Below are 21,237 nucleotides of genomic sequence, written 5' to 3'. Positions count from 1 at the left end.
GATGTTCCATTGTTAATAGAACTTACTAATACCCCCAAAATGCTTGCCCCCAATAGCCCTATTATAGCCGACAGGACATAATATTCAATATGATTAGCCTTGCTCAACCGCCATAAAGAGCGCATTTGCGCCAAACTCTCCGGCAGAGCGCAAGATTTCGCGGGAGGGTGGCTCGGCTCGTTCTTGACCACGCCCTTCCCAGAGACAACCATAATCCCCCCCGGTAATTATCAGTCGATTGGCTTCGACTACCACTCCGGCAGGGTCAAGCGCAGGAGGTGGGCTGGCAAAAAGGAAACGGGAGTTTAAAAGAGGATGACCAAAGCGCGGCTGGATTAATTGTCGATTTAGGCGTTGTGCCAGTTCAATACTAGAGCGGCTGAAATCATCTGGAGCGCCACTGGGTAAGCCGTTACGGCAAGGTTCGCACCACAAAATACCGCCGCGATCAAGAAATCGCCTCAATGATTGTTCTTCTTCCGGGCTGAAACCAAACCCAACTCGCCCCGTCATATACAATACCCGACAACTACGAATGGCAGATTCATCCATTGGGCTAACGCCATCCAATAGGTTCGCATCAAGGATAGTATTCGCGCCTACATCACGCAGCAAACGGCGCACCCCATCCGAATGGCGTTTCCATTCCGAACTAGCGGGAGGCCCGTAGCGTACTATTCCAACCGTCAGGCTGATACGATTCTGGCGCACCGGGTTTGCAACTGCCCCTGTTCCGGCTGCCATTACTCGCGCCGTCATATCAATTTCGTTCGGACCGGGTTGCATAACTACCGTAGGATTTCGAACTTGCTTGGTTGCCGGATTATAGCTGATACGCGCAATCTCTATCGAACCGGGGACAGGCTCAAGGCTGGCGCGAACCTGACAGCTTTCCAACACACGGGTTGGCTGTGCCTTGCCGCCATCGGTTACTGCTTGCATTTGCGCCTGTTTTTCCTGATATTCCAATACTATAAAAGCAGTAGCAACTGCATCGGCGGGAGGCATTGTAATAAGTTGTGGTTCGGAAAGATACAACAAGCGACCTTCCGAATCAATCGCTACTCCCGGTTTTACAGTAAGGCGATTGTCGGCAGGTTGCATCGCTACTACTTCAAGACCCTGCACGATACCCACTCCGTGCATTGAGAGCAAGTGAAAACGCATCATATTGCGGTGGTAATCATGCGCGTCAGCCCATGTATTTTCATCTATAAGTAAACCTCTGAATGGGTTTACCCGTATAAATCGAAATTTTGTGGTTGTCTGTGGTCGGAAGGTCATTTCTATCTCCTGTGCTAGTTATCAAGCTTTCTGGGACTGTTGACCTGTTAAAATTCTCAAGCGATAAATAGTATGAGCTGGTTTTTCGGCTTCGATAATACGCCGGATAATTATTTCTTTCTGCGCCATTTCCTCTGGGCTGATTCCGTTCATCCGCAGAGTAACGGTAAAACCATAGCGTTCGCGTCCTGCAATCGTAGTATTTATGCCAAGCAGCGTTTCAGGTCCAAGCGACATTCCATCCATATATTCGGCTATATCCGGTTCAATGCCGGTATATAGCGTTAGGTATTCTGCCAAACCGCGTTTAGTGCCGCGTCTGCTGTACAAATCTGAGGCTGAAAGAACTAACTTACGTCTTTGTTCCAAAGACCAGTTTTCATCTAGCGCAAGATTTACCCAATTGGCAAGCCATTCCATCATTTCAGGAGAAGTCATAAGCGGATGAAAATAGTAAGCCAGATTATCCGTCATCTGCTGCAAGGGTTTGAGGGTATCTTCAAATATCTTGAGGAAACGCCCCATAAACTCATCCCGCGCATAAAGACCCGGCAGATACTTTAACAATTCGCTAGGTTGAGGTTTCTCCACCCCATTGGGGCTTTGGTAATTTTTGCTGGACTCCAGCCATTTTTCAAAAGCGGTAGTCATTTCTCTTTCTACCCAATCTTTGCTAAAGCTTCGGCAGGGGTCATTTTCCCTTGATTAATTGCTCTGATGCCCGGTAAGAACAAATCCATCATGTCAAGATTCGATTCAACCAAACGTTGCAATAGCGCGGTTGTGAGGCTCGCACCTTCGACATCTATACTGGTTTTATAACTGATTTGCCCATCCTCGAAATCCATCTCGAAATTGCCGATAATTATCCCGTAGTTTGCGCGTGTCAGAAACTCTGCCATAACCGAGCGATGTTCGCGCAGGGTTGTTTCCGGGCAAACCGAGTAAAAGACAAACTGTTCTTCGTCTTCCTTGATGTCAGCATAGCACTGCCATTCGCCATTCTCCCCTTCAAAATTCACTTTCAAGGCAGTACCATCTCCGGCAATCTCATAATGCCAGTCTAGGCTATTGAAAAATTCGAGCGCTATGGCAAAGAGTGAAGGTTTAGGCATAGTCGTATCCATTTAAATAAATACAATCTGATGACGGTACGAACATAATAACCCCCGCGCACCGGGATTTATTTCATTTACCGGATTCCCGGCTTGCCCACGCGAAATATCTGTCACCGGGAAAAGTTGTATGCGTTCTACAAATTCAACTCCATCAATGGTTTGTAGTATGGGAAAGATTTCGGATAAATAGAGTATCCGCCCAAAGGGCCAGCCTTCACCTGGTGTCTCGTAGCGCATCGAAGGGTCAGGTCCTCCATGAACAGGACGAATAAAGCGATATAAACGACGTTCCGCTTCACGTTTGATGCGCTCATTGGCAAACGAGTTGGTAGATTTGATTCTAGTTTGAACCGTAACCCACTGATATTTAGGTATAGCCAATTGAACCTGAGTAGTAATCAAGCGTCGCTCATCCAAATAATCCAGAATATCGGTACGCATAAAATTGGGGATGTTTAAATGTTCCGGGCGCAATTCACGTAATTCTGGGTCAATTTCCGGTACAACCAGCAATATCACCGTTCCGGGGTCAATCCGCTCATACTCTCCGTTGCCGTTACCATTGCCATTGCCGTTTGAACTGGGAGTAAGGCAGCGTACCCGCGCTACCCCGCTGGTAGCTTCTCGCGTCAGAACCTCGAAATCTTCTGCGGTAACTGCCCGATTGCGGGCGCGTAGGGTGCGAGGTCCGCGCTGTAAAGCATGCTCCAAAGATTCAGCGCTAGTTCCTCCCGTAGCAGGGCGACGATTATTTACGCTATCTACATAGGCAATCGAGCTTTTCAGAACAGTCAGGGTTTGGCTGCCAACATTACCCTCTATTCCACCCCCGTTGCGGTAGGCTATCATATTAATTCGTGTATCGAAGGGCGGAATTGCGCCGCGCTGCTCGATTTCGCCCCGCGGATTGCGAATAGCAGGACCAAAAGCTACTTCCCCCGTCACCGGGTCACAGGTAAAATTTTTGGATTTGGCATCCGACTCTGAGAAATCCGGCACATGCTTCCAGATTTCCGGGGCGCGTTCATCCAGATACTCAATCATTATGGTTTCATTCTCGGCATGATTCAATGCCAATACCGGAGTATTGCGCAGGCGGAAACGCTGCCCAGATTCTCCGCTAGAGCGTCCCAATTCTTCCATGCGGATTATCTGGCAATGCATGACCGGGACTGTGCCACCGATTGTATACGCGCTGAATTTGCGTATCACCGGGGATTTATTATAATCCGGTTGTCCTTTGCTAAGTTCGCGATAACGGCAGCGCAGCCACCATGCGATCAACGGGTCGCCCGAACCGCTGACCAATTCAATCTCATGTTGTCCGGCGGTAGAGGGTATTGCCAACTCAACCTCTGCAAATGGCACGGTTAAACCGCCAGTGGTATCGCGCATCAATTCCAGCGAACGCCAATCACCCTCGCGCTCGTCCCAGTATTCCCAAATTAGAGGAGCATCATCAGGGTTAATGCCCACCCCGATTTTTTCACAATCCAACCCTACCACCAGCGTATTGCTGGAGATATTCTGGCTAAAACCCAAGTAAAAAGCATTACCGGGTTGCGGCTCATCTTGAAACACTGCCACCGGATTGGGTAACTTATCTAGAGTCATTTTGCTGCGGTCTGAAAAAGTTTGCGAATTGGCGGTGGTCAACACATATTTCAAAGAAGGCGGAACAATCTGCAAATCTTTCTCGGTGGTAAAAATCCGCGCTTCATTGGTTTCGGTGCGTACTGTCGATACTTCGGTATATTTTGGAATAATAACCGCACCGGGTTGGGGCGCGGAAAGTCGGAAAGTAACCTCAGTTCGCGCCGGATTGGGCGGGGCTAATTTCACGCCGATCATATCCAGAAAAGAGCGGTAATTTTTTTCCGGCACACGATTAATCTGATATAACAACTGGTCAACCATATAAGCGAAAAGCTCAATCAGCGTTACGCCGGGGTCGCTTACATTATGGTTAGTCCATTCTGGGCAATAGCGCGGTATACGCAATTTTGCCTCATCCACTAAATCTTGGAAAGTGCGTTCGTCCAGTTTTATTTGCGGCAGAGACATTCTTTCTTATTCCTCTCCTCGCGGTATAACATAGAACGGATAAACCAGATTGCGTTCATTATTGGTCTGGCGAACAGTATAAAATATATTGATGATAAGCCGTTCAGGGTTGCGCTCATCCACCGTTGTATCAACATTCTCAACGTCAATACGTGGCTCCCAACGCCCTAACGCCTGAGTAACATAGTAAGAAATGAGTCCGAAAACTTGCGGACCGGGTGAGGCAAACACCAAATCGTGAATGCCGCAACCGAACTCAGGACGCATTACCCTTTCACCCGGCGCGGTACTTAAAATCAGAAAGATTGATTTGGCAATGTCGCGGTCTCCGCTGGATAGAGAAATCCCGCCATCGCCATTCACGCCTGTACCTTTATCGGGAATGAAAGTCCAGCCCGAGCCGATAAATCCTAGTTCAGTAAGACCGTCTCTATCCAAGTCAGCCTCCGATTTGAACAGTCATAGCAGTGCCGACAATTACTGCAGTGCCGGGAACTGCGCTGGTGGCACAAATAGTTGAAGTATCCCCGGCACGCACCGCCGGTTTATTATTTATCAACACAGTTGCGCTACCCTTAATCACTGTGCCAGAATTGGTCGGTGGCGGCGGACCAAAAGGACCCGGACCTAGCGGCACATGTGGCGGGAGATTTTGTACAGTTGCGCCCATAATCGCAGCAGGCTTGCCCCCTATAAGGACATTGGTGCTGCACCCGCCCATTATAGTACCAACGAACGGGTGCGGAATTGGTGTCGGTACTGGTGGAGCGGGAGGAGCTGGAACCATAATAATATGGGTGCATAGTCCATTAGCTTTATCTCCCATAGTTGCGGCTGGTGGCATCTATTTTTACCTCCTAATTTAGCTTGATTAATCCGCCCTTGATTTCAGTCATACCGCCGCCATCTATCTTGGCGGAGGCAGAAGCTTTCATTTCCAGATTCAAACCTTGTACTTCCATCTTGGCAGTAGCGGATATTTTCGTATTAGTGCTACTTTTGATTTCAATCTCTTTTGCATCCAAGGTCACTTTCCCGGCGGCAGCCTTAAGTTCTATGTCTTTGGTAGTAGAAGTTATGCTGATTTTATCTTTCGACTCTATAGTGATAGTGTTGTTTTGCGAGTCGATAATAATCTTATTGCTACCGGTTTTGTCCACAATGCTGATTTTAGGCTTATCATCGCTTTCGTCTAGCGTGATAATATGTCCGCTTTTGGATTTAATCAGTCGTTGCTTTACCACGCCACTAGAAAGCGCTTGGCTTAGTTCTGGTGGTGCATCCTTACCGTTCCAGAGTGCGCCGATAATATAGGGATGCTGTAAATCGCCCTGCTCAAAAGCTACCAGAACCTCATCATTTACTTCGGGCATAAAGAAGAAGCCCCTATTATTGCCTGCCATTGGCATTGCTACTCTTGCCCAATTACTTTCTATATCCTGACCGTCAGCCTGTGGTAACCACGGGAATTTTATCTTTACGCGACCCAAGTTATCCGGGTCATTTAGATTCGTCACGATCCCGATTACAACCCCGCGTGATAATTCCCAATGGTTCTCGCCACCACCAACTTGCTCGGCAAAGGTGTTAGCTTGTTTGCCACTTGCTGCAAATTCGGTGATATAGCCCTCAATTCCATAGCGATGGATACAAGAGGTTAAATAATAAGTCCCGCTAAAGGTGGTACTAATCTTGGCGAGTTCAATACATTTTCCTGGTAGAAGTGTAGGATTACCTAAAACGCTCCCATCCACCTGCATAATCCTGCCTGAAAGCTCCTCAAAGATAGCCTCTGCCACCTTATCGGCTTCACTCTGACTCATAACCGGGCTGAAAACAGCAGCGGTCTTAGTTGTGCCAAAAGCCTTTTTTGCCGAAGACTCATTGTTGGAAGTGAGTGAAGAATAACCTGTAGCTGATGTGGATTTACCTACAATGGCTTCTTTCTTCTTTACATCCCAACCCCGCACCAGAACCTCAGTAACATTATCTACATAGCTAATTCTGGCATTTAAAGTAAGTAAATCCTCACCATAGGATAAGGTAGCTACCTTGCTTCCCTGTACATGCTTACGCATATTTAGCTTGCCATCTTGAAAAAATAGCTCCATCCCAATCCGTTTGGCGCGTCTTTGCAAAAATTCCAAGTTGGATTCATTATTTTGAAGAATATAGGGGTGAACGATGCTGGTATCGGAAGCTGAAGCAGATAAACCCTTTTCGGAAGCAAGCCTAGATACAAGGTCGCTATCCTTAGAGTTATTAAAAGTGCGAGTGAAGCGTCCTCGCTGCATGCGGTGTAGTTTATCATAGCCCTGTATCGTCAGAACGGGTAAGCTGGAAATTGAAGATTCTAGTTCAATTGCAGTTATTTCCCCACTCATAACTTCAGTAGCAGTGCCATAACCCATCGAAATCACAACATCATTGCCTATCTTGAACTTTGCGTTGTCAGTCCACGCTAAGTTATCGTTATGCAGCCTAATCGTGAACATAGACGGAAGATACAAGGTCTGGTTCACTTCAATCGACATTATAGAATCCATAATCTCGGAGCTAACCGGGCTACCACCGATTTTTATATGACAAGAAGCAATGGTTTTTTGATTATTTAATTTCTGCTCAGTTGTCACTACCTTAACCTCACTTGATTCTAAGAGCTTATTCAGGTATTACCAGACGCATACCCGGCTTTATTAAGCGAGGATTATCAATATTGTTATAATCCGCAATATCACGCCATTTCATCGGTTTGCTGTAATACTGGTTGGCAATCAAATCAAGGCGGTCGCCTTCGCGCACTACATGGATTTTGCCCTGAATACCCCCACTGGTAGGGTTTTGCCGTCCAAAGTTACGGTCATCTACCACTTGCGTCATGCTCAAGGTTACATTGGAACGCAAGGGTATTCCACTATCGCTGAAAAGGGTGAATTCTTGGCTGATATTGGTAATAATTGCTTCAAACGACCAGGTGGTACCCCAAATGAATAGGATATGAGGCGGTTCGCCCTTATTGGTTACGGCATCCTTGCTGCCTGTATCTATATAAGCGGCATCCCATAGGTGTTTGGTGTCAGTACGTACATCTTTAGGTGCGCCCGCTTCCATAGTGGTATCGAAAAGCAGTTTTAAGGTTAATTTGTTAGAGCCGCCCCCTTGAAAATCAGCTACCGGCACATCTTTGCCAAGTACTGATTTAAATTGCCAAGTTACATCGCGCGAAATAGTATAATCGGTCGGGTTGAAGTGGCATGTCAGACGCTTTTCAGGTACGCTCTTTTTCTTAATGACAATAACTGCTTTTTTATCTTTGGGTAAACCCCCGGTGATATTATTCTGTGACATACTATTTTCCCCGTTTACTGCTCTATCTCATTAAACCGCTTCTCAAACCCAAGCGTTCGCGTTCAATTTGCATGTCGCGTTTCAATTTGCGATACACTTCTGTCGTAATTTTTTCAATATCCACTTCCGCTTGTGGCTGTGAATTTCCACTTAACTGAGATGAATTCTGGCTGAAGTTACTTTCAGAAGAGATTCCATCCGTAAACCTCTGGATACCAGAGGAAACCACCGCTGTTTCAGCACCGCGCATAACGGGTTCTGGACGCAGATGTACCGGCTCACTAGAAGGGTAAGCCCATTCGCTGTGTGTACCGCTAGCTTGTGAGGCATTAGCGAGCGAGATATGACGCAATACGGTACGTTCAATATCAGCGTGTTGATCAACAACATTGCGAGCAGGATAGTTTAGTACATCTTCCTCAGCGGAAGCCGACTCGGTTGAAGTGGCAGCCACATTCAAGTGGCGCATTATCATTCGCTCTATTCCGGCAGGCTGAGAGGTGTTATCTATTGACGAGGAAGCCGGAAGTAAAGTTGAACGGAATAAACCTGAACCATTAGTAAAACCACTCCCAATCTGCAACGATTCTGGTTGAACCTTTCGTCCTTCACCAACAGAAGTGCTTGTCTGAGAGGTTGGTGGCTGAACACTGGATAGATGGGACATATTGGTAGAAGAAGGCACGTCCGCTCTAGACCTGTTCTCAAACAGCGTTTGTTGCGGTATGTCTTTAGTACTCGCTATATCAGTAAGATAAACCTGCCCTATATCATAGCTGGAATCAGTCTCAGGTAGGCTGCGCATTATTGAGGAACTTGCATTGGCGGAAGAAGCCACTTCAAATGACAAGGCTATCGGTAATGCACCGGGGGTATAAGCTTGCACCGATTCTGCAAAATCTGGTCTATCGTTAGTAGTAAAGTCTTGCCTAGTGGGTGTAAAATCGCCCACTTTACGCATTATCAGAGGTGGTATGCTAAAATTTAAATCAGGTGTGCCTATAGTAGCAGCAACCCATTCGTCTGCCTGAGCAGTGCGTTCCATTGCACGCGAAATTGAAGTCTGGGAAAATTCCAATCCTGATATAGCGGATACACCAGGGGGCGTGTGGGTAGTCACAGGGATAGTTGAACCAACCGTGTGAGGTATTCCAGATTCTCTAATCGGTTGGAAAGTTGGAGTAGTGAAAGTTAAATCAGAGGTGCTTTTCTCTACAACAGTATCTTGGTTTGGTTGCTTGGCACGCTCAATTGCGCGTGAAATGGAAGTGCCGAAGAATCCCTGATCTGGCGCAATTGATTCAAAATGTTGACCAGAAGGCGTTGGATAAGTCGCAGGGGTAGTTGAACTACCTATTGGCGATATGCCAGATTCCCTAAGAGTTGAAGCGACTAAAGGGTTGCCAACTATGTTTGAAGAAGGAGCAACAGTCGCAGCAACGGTACGTTGAACAGAGGAAGTTGCCAAGTTCGGCGTAATAGTAGGATAAACCATATCCGGCGATTTGGTTGATTGGCGAGAGTCGGCAATATTAAAGCCTTCAAAATCAAACGCATTTCCCCACTCGCGGTTAGATGCAAGGTCAGCAATACGTTGAATCGAGTTTGTTGAAGACATTAAACCTTGCACTGGCATAACAGTGTGTGCCACTTCAGAAGGATTATTTTTCATTGAAGTCACAGCAGTAGCATTTTCGTCAATAACGTTCCCAGTTTTATCCTGCGCGGCAAACACGCGGTTTATAGATGGAGAAGCGCCGTAGGTTTCAGCTACAGACTGTGAAGGAGTTTCAAATCCGGCATTAATAGTTTGCGGTAGGTTTTCAGCCCAAGCGGCTATATTGGCACGCTCTTCGGTGAATCGCCTAATAGCCTGCGCTCCAACAGGCAAGGTAGAGGGCGATTGAGCATAGGCATTGCTCTCTTCAAATTCATTCAATGCAGGAGCGCGGTTATCGGAAATATTAGATTGCGCCTTTGTCGTTAATCGGTTTTCAGGCGCAATACTTTCTCCATTTTCATTGCTTGTGACAGTGAGCGGATTTCCCGTAGCTAGGCTGCGAAAGACCATCGGTGGAGATTCGATTGTCGATACCGATTGGGGATATGACCTATCAACATCATTTTCTTCATCTGCAACAACCTCTTCCGCTCTCTGAATTGCGCGGGCTATTGCGCTTTGTCCCTGCAATGCTGTAGTCAAAGTGGCGGTAGTCGTTTCAGGTTCTTGCGCCACTTCCTTTATAGCTTCTAGTTCTTTCGCTTCAGGAAAGTTTTCTGGTAATTGGCTTGAAATACTGGCACTTACTCTACTAACAGCATTATCGTTCTGGGTTAAATTATTGTTTTCTATTGAGCGGGAGATTTGACTAGGTTGCGGTTGAAAGGCTGAAGTAGTGGCACTCTCTTGTTTAGAATCAAGACTTGATGAAATACCCAGATTAGTTTGTAAGATAGGATTTTGCGAATATTCGGTACTTGTTACTGGATTAGTGGTAAGTCGGTTAGTTGCGCTAGTAATGTTAGAATCCGAACCGGAGGCAAGGCTGCGATTAATAGATGTGGCTGCCGTAGAGTCTGCCTGAGTCGTTTGTGTAGGAGAAGAAGCATTGCGTTGTACCATTTCGGGCGGAGTATAAGCGCCACCCTCAATAATTGGGGGAATTCCTTGCGCTTCACCGAATTCCAGTGTATTGCCCCACTCACGGCTGGCAGCCAGTTCAGAAAGCTGGCGCATTACTTTTGGGCTGGATAAAGAATTCTGGTGAGTGGCAGGATTAACCCGGCGCGCTCGCGGAAAGACCATAGGCGCTAAGGTAGATTCCGAGGAATAGCTCGGTCGTTCCTCATTTGTATAAGCCCTTGCAAGCGACTCAGAACTTACACGCGAGTTCAATTGACCGCCCGTCTCGGAAGGGCTGGAAACTATATTTTGAAGCGCAGAGGTTTGGGTTATTTCAGAAACACCTTGAGCAACCTGAATGGAAGGAACAGCCGTTTCACCGCTAGCTATAATTGGAGTGCTACTACCTGATTCTTGATTCGGTGAGGTAGGCAAAGGCTCAGAGTAGCCTGATAACGATTCATTTTCCGTATGGGTCGGCTTCTGAATTGGAGTAGCAGGCGAGGGTACTTCGGTTGGGCGCGATTCTGTAGAAGAAACCGATGTTTCGGGCGCAACGAACCTTTGCAGTGAAGAAGTGGCAGAGCTAACCAAAATAGGCTGTATTGGCAAACTGCTTGTTCTAAAGCCTGAATCACTAAATGAAGTAGAAGGGCTGACGAAAGATTCCTCTTGCACTGGTGTACCGGAACGTGAAGCCTGAACCATATCCAGGTAGTATGAATCGGATGAGTTGAATACCGCTCCCTCAAGTTCAGACGCATCTTGCCCTGCCATACCGCGCCAGTCACGGCTACGCGCCAAACCTTCAAGGCTGCGCTGTACCGGTGTTTGAAATTCCCGGATACGGGCAATGGATGAAGCTGAACTGATTGAATTTTGCCTCGGCTCTGGATCACTAGCTATTATTGTATCGTCAAAATCCGATTGAACATTCTCATAGCCGAACTCTTCAAACTCATATTCCGGCTGAGCCTCCGCTAGATTGTAAGAAGTAGGTTTAGCTGGTGATAAATTGCTCACGTTGCGTTGCACTTGCGCGAGAGGTGCAGTTTTTCGCTGCCGCACACTCAGCAAACCACGTCCAAGCGCATCAAACGGAAGCGGAAAAACGCTATAACGCGCTACGATAGAATTTCCCATACGAGCAGTGGGGGGGATATTTAACCAGCGCGAGGATAAGGCATCATAATAGCCGAAGCGTCGCGCAATCGAAAATGAGGCGTTAGAAGCAAAGGCAGGAGAACTAACAGGCTTGATGTTCTTGTTTGCATCCTGTCCGGCAGTAATATTCGGTTTTAACTCTTCATTTTCTGCCATAATTTAAATTGATTGCGGTACTTCTACAAAACCGTTATGCACCAGTTCAATGGTTTCAACCAAATGACCCTGCCCATCACTTGCCTTAAATTCCGAACTGCTCCATTTTATGGGATAGGCTTTGCTTACATTCCAACGTTTAACAGGCTTGCCGGGAGAACTGCTTGAATAGACAATAATGCTAAAATCATGGGTTTCGGGTTTACCTTGAACAGTTTTCATATACCACTGGTAAATCAGGCTGGAAGTGGTCATACCCTTTTTCAGAGTAATATTCGAGAAAGTAGAACGCACCGGAAGTTTATGGGTACGCGAATTAAGCCCGCCTTCCTTGTATTCCATCACTTCAGTTTGGATAGAAAGCCCGCTACATTCGGTGAAAAAGGCTTCCATTACTCCATTAATTTCAATCCAGAACTTGCTCGGCAATAAGGGGTCTTTGCGTGAAGCAGGCCCGGTTGAGATGCTCGCCGATATACTTGCGTTTATTGTCATACTTCCTTTGCCCTACTTTATATAGAATGCTCAACCGGACCGTTGAGCCTATCATTAATCCAGCTAATTTGCTCAACCCAACGACGACGCTCTGCATGCTCCAAAGCCATGATTTCATCCGCGCTCCAGTGAAAGTAGTAAGCGATATATGCTACCTCCTCGTAAAGTTGCTCCGAGGGGTAGCAAACTATCCCCCCACTACTGCTTCACGGCCCACCTCCTCGCTACTTTCACCCTCATCTTCATAATAGGGTCTATTACAGGTAGGGCAAGTTTTGCCATCATAGGTGGGCGAATTAATCCGATTATATAAAGCTTGCAGGTAAGCGAGGTCTGCTGAAAACAATCTTTCCATAACCCCGGTATTAATATCACTTGTTTCAAGGGTTCCGAGACGAGTTACAACTTTGGACAGTAGTATTATTGAAAGATAAGCCTGATTATTTCGCACACGCGGGTCACGCAACGGTATAATTTCATCCATCGCAGTAGCAAGCCGCATTTTCCCCTTGCGGTGTAGAGTACCGGTTGTATCAATAAAACCCTTGGGCAACTCGAAATCAAATTCGGTCTGCAAGCCAGCCATGCATATCTCCTATCGAAAAAGATAGACAGAAGGTAGAAAACGGGCGGCAAAGTTAAGGTTTTACCGCCCTGCCAATTACTTGGCGATTTCCAGTCCTTCGTGATCAATGGTTACTGTAATTTCGAGCGCTTCGTTACTCTTGGCGCTCAGGTTAGACCAAGCATATTTGGAGGGCCAAGAGTTTTTGCAGGTAAAACGCATGATTTCTTTATTGTCCACTCCATAAATGACAATATGGATGTCGCGTCGGGCCTCCTCCATTTTGCCATTCACTACCAGTTGCCGCCAATCTAAAACGGGGTCACCCTTATAAGCCGCATATTTAATGGTAAGCTTTCCGGGCTTTACTGGGGTAGCGCCTTGTGATTTTATAATTATCACCTTACCGTCTTTAGTCGATTGCATAAGTTCGCGCACTTCAGTTTCACTTTCTAACCCGGAAACTTCTTTGAGTGAAATCTGGGGACCCGACCTTAAATCCAGATAGAAACTACTGGCGCCTATCAGTTCTGATGAATGTTTTTCAGCCATTTATCGTATAGCCTCCTGTTCAAAAATAAAGTGCATCCGGTAACGGGCTACAATTTGAACTTGTAGCCCAAAAAAATGTATAGAAGGTTAAGCGCCACCTTGAGTCATCTGTCCAATGCGGAAGATCACAAATTCAGCCGGCTTGACCGGAGCAATACCGATTTCCGTAATGACCATACCCAAATCAATGGTAGCCGGAAGGTTAGTCGAATCATCGCATCTGACAAAGTAGGCTTGATCGGTTGTTTGTCCGAACAATGCGCCATTCAACCACACCGTAGTGAGGAAGGCGTTTATATCTTGCTTAATACGCTGCCACAGATCGAAATCGTTTGGCTCAAATACAACCCATTGTGTGCCACGTTCGATAGAAGCTTCCACGTAATTGAACAGGCGGCGCACATTGAGATAACGCCAGCTTGGGTCACTGGAAAGGGTACGCGCACCCCAAACCCGAATACCTCGACCGGGGAAAGCCCGGATGCAGTTAATACCTTCAGGGTTCAAGCCATCTTGCTCGCCCATTGTTATCTGCATTTCAAGACCGATAGCGCCACGCACAATTTCGTTGGCAGGAGCTTTATGCACACCTCGTTCTGAATCGCTACGCGCCCAGATTCCAGCCATATGACCGCTCGGCGGGATGAGAGTGGTTTTGCCCTTATTGACCGGATCATCCACCTCAATCCAAGGAAAATACAATGCCGCATATTTACTGTCATAGTTGGCTTCGCGCATACGCCAATTGCGGATTTGTTGCGCATTCATTCCGGGAGGGGCATCGAGAATCGCTACCCGATTCTTCATGGCTTCGCAATGATTCATCATCGCGGTTTGTACTACCTGTACCCCCTTCATATCCACCACGCCTTTTTGGTACAGTGACATCAAATCAGGGCACATAACAATAGTAACATCATCCAATGCTTCTAGACCACCCAAACCGGTACGACTCATCACATCGCCGGTAAAATCGGCAGAGGTAAGAGTAATTTTGCTGGACAATGCCTTTGTTTCAGTTGCACCTGCCAATGTGGACTGTCCCGGATTAGGGCGTTTGTCCGCAGGGCTTGTCGGGCTATCACCCGTTAGATCCCTGACTCGTACCAGTTTTGACCCTGTTCTACCGCCGTTAATAACACTCTCTAGGTATTGAGGACCTTTCTTGAAACTTACATCAAAAGATTCTGACTCTCCCGAAGACGCTTTCACAATCAATTTGAACAATTCATCCTGTCCGGCAATCTCTTCAACCGCTACGGTCAAAGAACCACTAACACCGGGAGCAGGGCGCAATTCAACCGCCGGTACATCCTCACCCGTTCGAGCGTTCAAACGAACCGAGGCGGGCGGTAATTCGGCAGCAGGTTTATTATCGCCTCCGGATGAGGGGGAAGAATAAGAACCTGATTTAGGAGCGCGGACATCGGCATCGGCTCTGTTACCGCTGGCATCATGAACTCTGACAAATTTCGAGCCTTTTGCCGCATCGTTTATTACATCCTCAACATAACGTCCTGCTTTATCTTTCTTATTGCTGCTAAGATCATCAAAGGTTTCGGTAGTATCACCGCGATGTACCGTTAGTTTATAGCGTCCGGCAGCGCCATCGCTAACCGTCACCGAAACTGCCTCATCGCCCGCGCTCAGTAAGGGAGTAACTTCCAAAGCAGTACCAGCACCACTCTTTTGAGGAATAGTAACCGCTGGAGAGACACGCATAATGTAAGCACGTGTGCCACCGTTCAGGAAAAACCCATAAACAGAAGCTGGCATGAAAGCGCCAGCTATAAACCCACCAAAGGTTAGCTGGTATTGTTCCCAACTGGTTACAAGTGTTGCTGCACGAGGACCTTTTTCGGCAAAGCCGACGAACGCGGCAATTGAAGTTCCAACACCTTCAATAGGCTTACTACCGCGATCTACCTCCTCTACATAAACACCTGGGGAAAGGTATTGTGGCATATCATTCTCCTTCGAACTTGGCTTTACTTGTCAAAATAAAGAATTGTAAATATTAATTATTCTGGTTCTGAGTTCCTGCCCGCTCGGTCTCCGGTTGCATTTCAAGATCATATGATTGGGAAGGAAGGTCTATTACTTTTCTAACGGTTACATACCCCGGCGCTATTGCCAAAAAGGTATATTTTGGGCGTTGTACAACAGCATTAAAGTTAAAACGACTCTGTGCATCGGTTTTTACATTTAGCCCTTGTTCCAGCAACACTACTTCGGCACGCACTACTTTATTCTTATCGGTGGCATCTATAATCCTTCCACCGATCTGCAAATGCTCACTGTAATTATTTGTGCTGCCATTTGCGTTTGAAACAACCACTTCACCATCTGAGAGAAACATTTCTGGCGGCAAAAAGCGCAAAAACTTGCTGCGTACTTCGGAGGATATGCTAATTACGGTCGAGTCAACCGCCACTGTTACCACATAAGGTAAAACTGGCTTCAATTGGTTATCCAAAGCAGTCCACACATCTGCCACATTTCGCAATACTCCGTCTGGTTGCGCCACTTTGGTGTATAGCGGATAGGGTTGCTTTTGCAATGGATCAAGTAAGACTTCGCGTGGTAATACCGGAAAGCGTACCAATGTGGCTAAGGTGTACCAGAGTAAGCGATGTTCATCCTCGACATTGGTTGTCCAAGCTGTAATCAAGTACGACAAGTCATAGCGACCACCATACTTGCTTCTAATAATCCGTCCTTTATCATCGCGTTCCATAGCCCAATCATTTTGCTTCAAGCTTAGGTTTTCGCGAATATCGTGTAGATATATATTCAAGGTAGGCTTAGAAATCGAAGCGCTCCACTCCCGATTGGGTACATCAAAGCTGACATCCACTTCAGTAAGGTTAAGTGGCATTTTTTCTACTAGCAATAGTTTTATGGATTCATCAAGCGCTTCAATCATCGTTACCTCTAGCTACCCCTGAAGTTCTTCATCTTCTGCTTCTCGCTGCACTGCCTCATCACGTTTCATCTGAAGTTCTTCGTCATCAGCTTCCCGTTGCACAGTCTCATCACGCTTCATTTGAAGTTCTTCATCTTCCGCTTCTCGCTGCACTGCCTCATCACGTTTCATCTGAACCTCATCACTTTCCGCATGACGCTGCACACCATTGGCAACACCAGCTTGAGTGGCATTCCTCTCGGCAGCATGTTCATGCTCGGTATCGGCAGCGCCAATTGAAGTGGGGCGGGTTGTGCTAAAGCCTTGCTGGATAGCATGGGTCGCTTCATGTGTCAGCAACGAAATATCTGAAAGATCGGCAGTATCCCGCAAAACTACATTTTGCCCGCTGGTAAAAGCGCGCGCCCCCATTGCTTGGTTCAAATCGGAATTTACGCTAACCTTTAGCTGAGACATATCTTGACCGAGGTTAGATTCAATGGTGCTGCGAGTCGACTCAGGTAAAGAAGCGCCGCGCCCTCTCTCGGATTGCACCGCATCAGCCAATTCTTCTTCTAAAGAACCGCCCTCAGGACCGGAAGATGCCGAGCGGCTTACTGTACCAAGCATACGCTGCACCTGTTTATTCCCAAAGTTCTCCGCCACATTTTGTACCAACGCGCGGCGCTGTACTTTAGACATTTGACCACCTAGCATGGCGCTGGCTGCCACCGGAGATACCACCGGAGTTTGCTCGGCGATAGTTTCGGATGCCTCCTCCGCTTCAGGCGATTGCGATGACCGCTCGCGCTCAAACATTGCCTCATTCGACATATTTACACCTCTCAAACTTCAGGTTTATCTGACTACCTCACTAATCCATTTGTAATACTGACCAAAATCGGTCTCGGTGATTAATTTGCCCATCTTCTGGAACTCACGCCGGGTTGCACGTATGAGATGTAACATCTCTACCATAGCGTCAGAACCATCGCTTGCCGCCAAGAAAGCAGCGGTAAGCGCAATATTCTTGATATTGCCACCGGCAATTTTGAATTGCCGCGCCATAAAACGTAAATCAACGCTTTCCGCCAAGGGCATTTCTTTTGGAAAAACCCTGCTCCATATCTGATAACGGTCTTCTTCTTCCGGGAAAGGATACTCAATTACAAAGTGCATTCGGCGTACAAATGCCTCATCCAGATTCTTACGCAGGTTAGTTGCCAATATCACAATACCTTCGTACTCATCCATTTTCTGTAAAAGATAGCCCGTTTCGATATTGGCGTAGCGATCGTGTGCGTCCTTAACCTCGCTGCGTTTGCCAAAAATTGAATCGGCTTCATCAAAAAATAGTATTGCGTTACTTTCTCCAGCTTCGGTGAATATCCGTTCAAGGTTCTTTTCCGTCTCGCCGATATATTTACTAACCACATTGGACAGATCTATTTTGTAAAGATCCATTCGTAGCTCGCCTGCAATAATTTCAGCAGACATGGTTTTGCCGGTGCCGCTTTGCCCGGCAAATATTACATTCAAACCTTTTCCAAGCGAGAGTTTGCGTTCAAATCCCCATTTTTCATAAACTAGCGAGCGATGTTTAACCTGTGCGGTTATCTCTCGCAACATCTTGGACTGATCTGCCGGAAGTACCAAATCATCCCAGCGATAGAGTGGTGTGATTTTATGTGCGACTGAATTTAAACGCTGGTTGGAATGGCGGCGACAAGCCAATTCTAAGTCTTCCATTGTCAGATAGGATTGACCTTTCCATGCCGCCGTATTGCGGGCTGTAATCGCTGCCGCCAATATCTGCCCACTACTGAGACGAAAACGGCTGGACAAGCCTTCTAAATCTAAGCCTGCCGCTTCGTTACCAAGCAAAGTTTCCCAAAGATGCTGACGCTCACTATAACCGGGCAAACCCAATTGGATAGTAATAACCCTTCGAGCTTTACCAGCCAATAAAGGTGGTATTTGCTGTTCAATTGATACAAAAGTTATTCCAGTTTGCTCAGCCAGCAAGCGTTCCACTGCCCGGCAAGTTTCCTGTGCTACCTGATCTTCTCTTAGCAGATAATCAAAATCTGCAAAGAAAAGCGGCGCAAGTTGTAATTTGGATTCTCTTTCCAATAAACGCAAAAAGCCGTCGGTTTTGGGAGCTATTGGTATTTGGGTGCAATCCACTACAAGCAGTTGCATACCCAAACTTTTACAAACATCCTCAGCAATATTAGTTTTGGTATATAGGTCTGTGCCAGCCAACACACAGACAAAACCGATATTATCCTGACCGAGTTCAACCAAACGTTGTATATTGGACGCGGTTTCAAGCGGCAGTTGGATTGCATGTGTGATATGAGAAAGCTCTACCAAGCCTCTGAGCCTGACATCCAGACGACTCTCGCCAAGTAGGTAAGCAATTACCCCTTCGTCCAGCTTGATAGTGCGTGACAGCAACGAGTTTTGCCGATTCTGGGTTTCTTCACCGAGTTCAATTAACCGATAACGCAATAAAGGAGCGTCAGAGTCAAAACAACGACGAGCTGTTATCTGAGCAGCCGGACTTGGACAAAGTAAACGTAGTATCAGATCAACATTGGGACGGCGACGTGTAACGTCATCCTGTAAATACGCGAAAATCTTTTCGAAGCGAAGTGATAATTCAGGAGCAAGTGCAATCAGTAGAACGTTAAGTTCAAATACCGATAGCCCTAAAACTTTTTGAAGATGCGCTAACCGCATTCTCTGCATTAGTTCAACGGTTGGGGTAACTTCCGGTTCCGTTTGATAATCGCCCGGTAAAAAAAGCGTAGGATCAGTCAGCAGTTGATTTACTTCTTCTTCGGTTACATATAAGCCCTTAAATTCATCCTCTTCTGCCGACCCGGCTGCAACCAATTCCTGAAATCGATGCGCCAAAAGCGAGGTTACGCGCCGCAATTCGGAAAAAAGATATTCAAGATTGGTTTTTTGTGCAGATGAAACGCTCATAATACTCTACCTGTTTGTATTTCCGGGCTGAGTTGGACCTAAATCTTCATTTTGAGGAGGTGCAAGCGCAACCCAATCAGGCTCACCAGACATTGCACCTTGTAATAGATTTTGTAATTCTTCTAGGCTGTTCAAACGCCAAGTAGCGCCACTTTGGAGATGCTGGACTTGTAAAACCAGCGGGTTTTCATTTTGGGTGTTATCTGGGTCATTCAGCAACCAAAGTCGCAAAAGGAAGGAGGAATAGTTGCGTGTTGTCAAAATCCTAACTCCTTTTTAATGAACAACCATGTTCAAAAAAATGGTATTAATTATCCGGGTTTAAATAACCCGCCCAAAAATAAGCTTAGCAATAACTTCTTAGTATGCGCTTAGTTTGAGTTAATTTTCGCTTAAATTTCGCTTAATCGGCTTATGTTTTACCCGATTTTCGATTTATTCTCTTCTGTGACCTACTTCATTTAACGATTCATATTAATCTTGTAATGTAAATGTGATAATAATAGTGTTATAATTTATACTAATAAATTGCCCTTTACATCTTAACCCATCATTAGCAGAAATTATGGGTAATCAAGATAGCGGAATGGAGGGGAAAATATACAACCATTTTTATCCCCACCCGTTAATTAAATAACCTGGTATCTACCGGTTGAGAATATGTTCCGGCTATTTGTGATTTTTCAACAGCAGGAGAAACTACGAAAGTGCTTACTACTGGTACAGCCCGGCTTGAATTAAAGCCTCAAACCACCAGAATGACAGTTCTGGCAGGGGGTAGTGCCGAGCAGGTAATCAAATTAGCTAACCAAACGGGCTTAATTGATGATTTTGATTTTTCATTGGTGGGTCTTCCGACAGGTTGGTTCAGTTTTTCCAGAGAAACGCTCAAACTCCTGCCCAACTGGGAGGAAAGTATTACCTTCAAGATAGACGTTTCGGCGAATGTAAGACCAAATCTTTATTCTGGGAAGATCATAGCTACCGCCCGAACCCAACCCGGAGTACGCACTGAATTGCGTATCGAAGTTGATGTTCTAGCACCTTTAAAAGTTGATGCGCGTTTACAACCACGCCGTTCAAAAGGCTTCAAGGCAAACTACACCTTGTTACTGCGAAACCGGAGCATGTCTCCGGGTTTGATGAAATTGCAATTAACCGATTCATACCAGTATTGTGCAGCGCGGTTCACTCCGCCGCAAATCGAGGTAATGCCGGGTACTTCACAGGCAATTAAAGTACAGGTGCAACTGAAGCCCAAGACTCCGCGGGATGAAGCACAACAGCCTCAGCAATTTGAGATTATGGTAGAACCGAATTGGACGGTGGCAGGTGCGCCTGTAATTACCGAAGGAATAACTGTTGAAGGCGAGTATATTCACCAATCACGTTGGTCTTTTATCGCACGTCATCCGCTGTTGAGCCTTTTTAGCTTTCTATTCTTACTAGTTATTATTTTGTGGTCATTTTTAATTTTACCGACAATCCAGGAGCTATTTATCTTAAATGCTGACCGGATAAATCTGAATGACCAACCACGCAGCCCTCTAAGGATTGAGCAAAAAAGTTTTAGCGACAGGTTGCAAAACGATATTAATCCTTTGGCAGCGTTCATGCGTATATCGGTAACTTTTTCTGAAACCGACCAGAAAGTTAAAATCACTCTATGGGGAATGGGTGTTGTTTCAGCAGATATGACCGGGAAAGTGGATGTAGATCAAAAAACAGGCAGCTTGTTTTTTACGGCAGATGATAAAAATCAACCCGATTCGTTTCCATGGTTCCTGATTCCAATGGACAAGAAAAGTACCACTAACAAGGTGATGAACAAAATCAATCAAAAGCTGAAAAACTGGCTGATAAATACCCAACAACGTGTAGCAAAAGTTGAAATCGAAGGTGGAACTCTTTATCTAACTTTACGTTCTTGCGATATTAATGACTCTGCGTGTATAAAATAACAAATTAG

Annotated in this window: 19 protein-coding genes; 1 reads left to right on the top strand and 18 read right to left on the bottom strand. The window is 46.2% G+C overall.

Annotation, left to right across the window (positions count from 1 at the left end; translation table 11 throughout):
• Nucleotides 1-93: 93 nt before the first annotated feature.
• The 18 genes from OZ401_RS03555 to OZ401_RS03470 form a co-directional block, all read right to left on the bottom strand.
• On the bottom strand, nt 94-1,284 hold the full coding sequence (locus OZ401_RS03555; protein ID WP_341469334.1) for a DUF4159 domain-containing protein: 1,191 nt from the start codon (nt 1,282-1,284) through the stop codon (nt 94-96).
• A 21-nt stretch (nt 1,285-1,305) separates the two neighbouring features.
• Nucleotides 1,306-1,935, bottom strand: coding sequence for a phage tail protein (locus OZ401_RS03550; protein WP_341469333.1), 630 nt, complete (start codon nt 1,933-1,935; stop codon nt 1,306-1,308).
• 8 nt (nt 1,936-1,943) lie between these two features.
• Entirely contained in the window at nt 1,944-2,399 is a 456-nt protein-coding gene (locus OZ401_RS03545; RefSeq protein ID WP_341469332.1) for a YbjN domain-containing protein, read from the bottom strand.
• A gap of 12 nt (nt 2,400-2,411) precedes the next feature.
• Nucleotides 2,412-4,466 carry a putative baseplate assembly protein gene (locus tag OZ401_RS03540; protein WP_341469331.1) on the bottom strand — a complete coding sequence of 685 codons (2,055 nt, stop codon included), beginning with the start codon at nt 4,464-4,466 and terminating at the stop codon, nt 2,412-2,414.
• A 6-nt stretch (nt 4,467-4,472) separates the two neighbouring features.
• Nucleotides 4,473-4,904: a GPW/gp25 family protein gene (locus OZ401_RS03535; protein WP_341469330.1), complete on the bottom strand. Its 432-nt coding sequence runs from the start codon at nt 4,902-4,904 to the stop codon at nt 4,473-4,475.
• Between the two features lies 1 nt (nt 4,905).
• Nucleotides 4,906-5,310 carry a PAAR domain-containing protein gene (locus OZ401_RS03530; RefSeq protein ID WP_341469329.1) on the bottom strand — a complete coding sequence of 135 codons (405 nt, stop codon included), beginning with the start codon at nt 5,308-5,310 and terminating at the stop codon, nt 4,906-4,908.
• Between the two features lie 13 nt (nt 5,311-5,323).
• A complete protein-coding gene (locus tag OZ401_RS03525; protein WP_341469328.1) occupies nt 5,324-7,099 on the bottom strand; it encodes a VgrG-related protein in 1,776 nt (591 codons plus the stop codon).
• 28 nt (nt 7,100-7,127) lie between these two features.
• Nucleotides 7,128-7,814, bottom strand: a complete 687-nt coding sequence (locus OZ401_RS03520; RefSeq protein WP_341469327.1) for a CIS tube protein — start codon at nt 7,812-7,814, stop codon at nt 7,128-7,130.
• Between the two features lie 22 nt (nt 7,815-7,836).
• Nucleotides 7,837-11,757 (bottom strand): hypothetical protein, encoded by a 3,921-nt coding sequence (locus OZ401_RS03515; RefSeq protein WP_341469326.1) that lies wholly within the window; start codon nt 11,755-11,757, stop codon nt 7,837-7,839.
• 3 nt (nt 11,758-11,760) lie between these two features.
• Complete coding sequence (locus OZ401_RS03510) at nt 11,761-12,252, bottom strand: phage tail protein (RefSeq protein ID WP_341469325.1); 492 nt, start codon at nt 12,250-12,252, stop codon at nt 11,761-11,763.
• A 17-nt stretch (nt 12,253-12,269) separates the two neighbouring features.
• Nucleotides 12,270-12,443 (bottom strand): DUF6760 family protein, encoded by a 174-nt coding sequence (locus OZ401_RS03505; RefSeq protein ID WP_341469846.1) that lies wholly within the window; start codon nt 12,441-12,443, stop codon nt 12,270-12,272.
• Nucleotides 12,440-12,838 (bottom strand): phage tail assembly protein, encoded by a 399-nt coding sequence (locus tag OZ401_RS03500; RefSeq protein WP_341469324.1) that lies wholly within the window; start codon nt 12,836-12,838, stop codon nt 12,440-12,442. Before OZ401_RS03500 ends, OZ401_RS03505 begins: the two co-directional genes overlap by 4 nt.
• Before the next feature lie 75 nt (nt 12,839-12,913).
• Nucleotides 12,914-13,369: a phage tail protein gene (locus OZ401_RS03495; RefSeq protein ID WP_341469323.1), complete on the bottom strand. Its 456-nt coding sequence runs from the start codon at nt 13,367-13,369 to the stop codon at nt 12,914-12,916.
• Nucleotides 13,370-13,456: 87 nt separating this feature from the next.
• The gene (locus tag OZ401_RS03490; RefSeq protein WP_341469322.1) at nt 13,457-15,334 is read right to left on the bottom strand and encodes a phage tail sheath subtilisin-like domain-containing protein; all 1,878 of its coding nucleotides are present in this window, start codon (nt 15,332-15,334) and stop codon (nt 13,457-13,459) included.
• 52 nt (nt 15,335-15,386) lie between these two features.
• The gene (locus tag OZ401_RS03485) at nt 15,387-16,295 is read right to left on the bottom strand and encodes a Pvc16 family protein (RefSeq protein WP_341469321.1); all 909 of its coding nucleotides are present in this window, start codon (nt 16,293-16,295) and stop codon (nt 15,387-15,389) included.
• A 12-nt stretch (nt 16,296-16,307) separates the two neighbouring features.
• On the bottom strand, nt 16,308-17,108 hold the full coding sequence (locus OZ401_RS03480) for an eCIS core domain-containing protein (RefSeq protein ID WP_341469320.1): 801 nt from the start codon (nt 17,106-17,108) through the stop codon (nt 16,308-16,310).
• Between the two features lie 24 nt (nt 17,109-17,132).
• The gene (locus OZ401_RS03475; RefSeq protein ID WP_341469319.1) at nt 17,133-19,268 is read right to left on the bottom strand and encodes an ATP-binding protein; all 2,136 of its coding nucleotides are present in this window, start codon (nt 19,266-19,268) and stop codon (nt 17,133-17,135) included.
• A 6-nt stretch (nt 19,269-19,274) separates the two neighbouring features.
• Nucleotides 19,275-19,529, bottom strand: a complete 255-nt coding sequence (locus OZ401_RS03470; RefSeq protein WP_341469318.1) for a hypothetical protein — start codon at nt 19,527-19,529, stop codon at nt 19,275-19,277.
• 446 nt (nt 19,530-19,975) lie between these two features.
• Here OZ401_RS03470 and OZ401_RS03465 point away from each other — a divergent pair, with 446 nt between their 5' ends.
• Complete coding sequence (locus OZ401_RS03465) at nt 19,976-21,229, top strand: COG1470 family protein (RefSeq protein WP_341469317.1); 1,254 nt, start codon at nt 19,976-19,978, stop codon at nt 21,227-21,229.
• Nucleotides 21,230-21,237: the final 8 nt, after the last annotated feature.

The organism is Candidatus Chlorohelix allophototropha (assembly GCF_030389965.1).
Lineage (GTDB): Bacteria > Chloroflexota > Chloroflexia > Chloroheliales > Chloroheliaceae > Chlorohelix > Chlorohelix allophototropha.
Note: the sequence above shows the minus strand (reverse complement) of the source record. Positions and strands in the feature narration are given on the sequence as shown.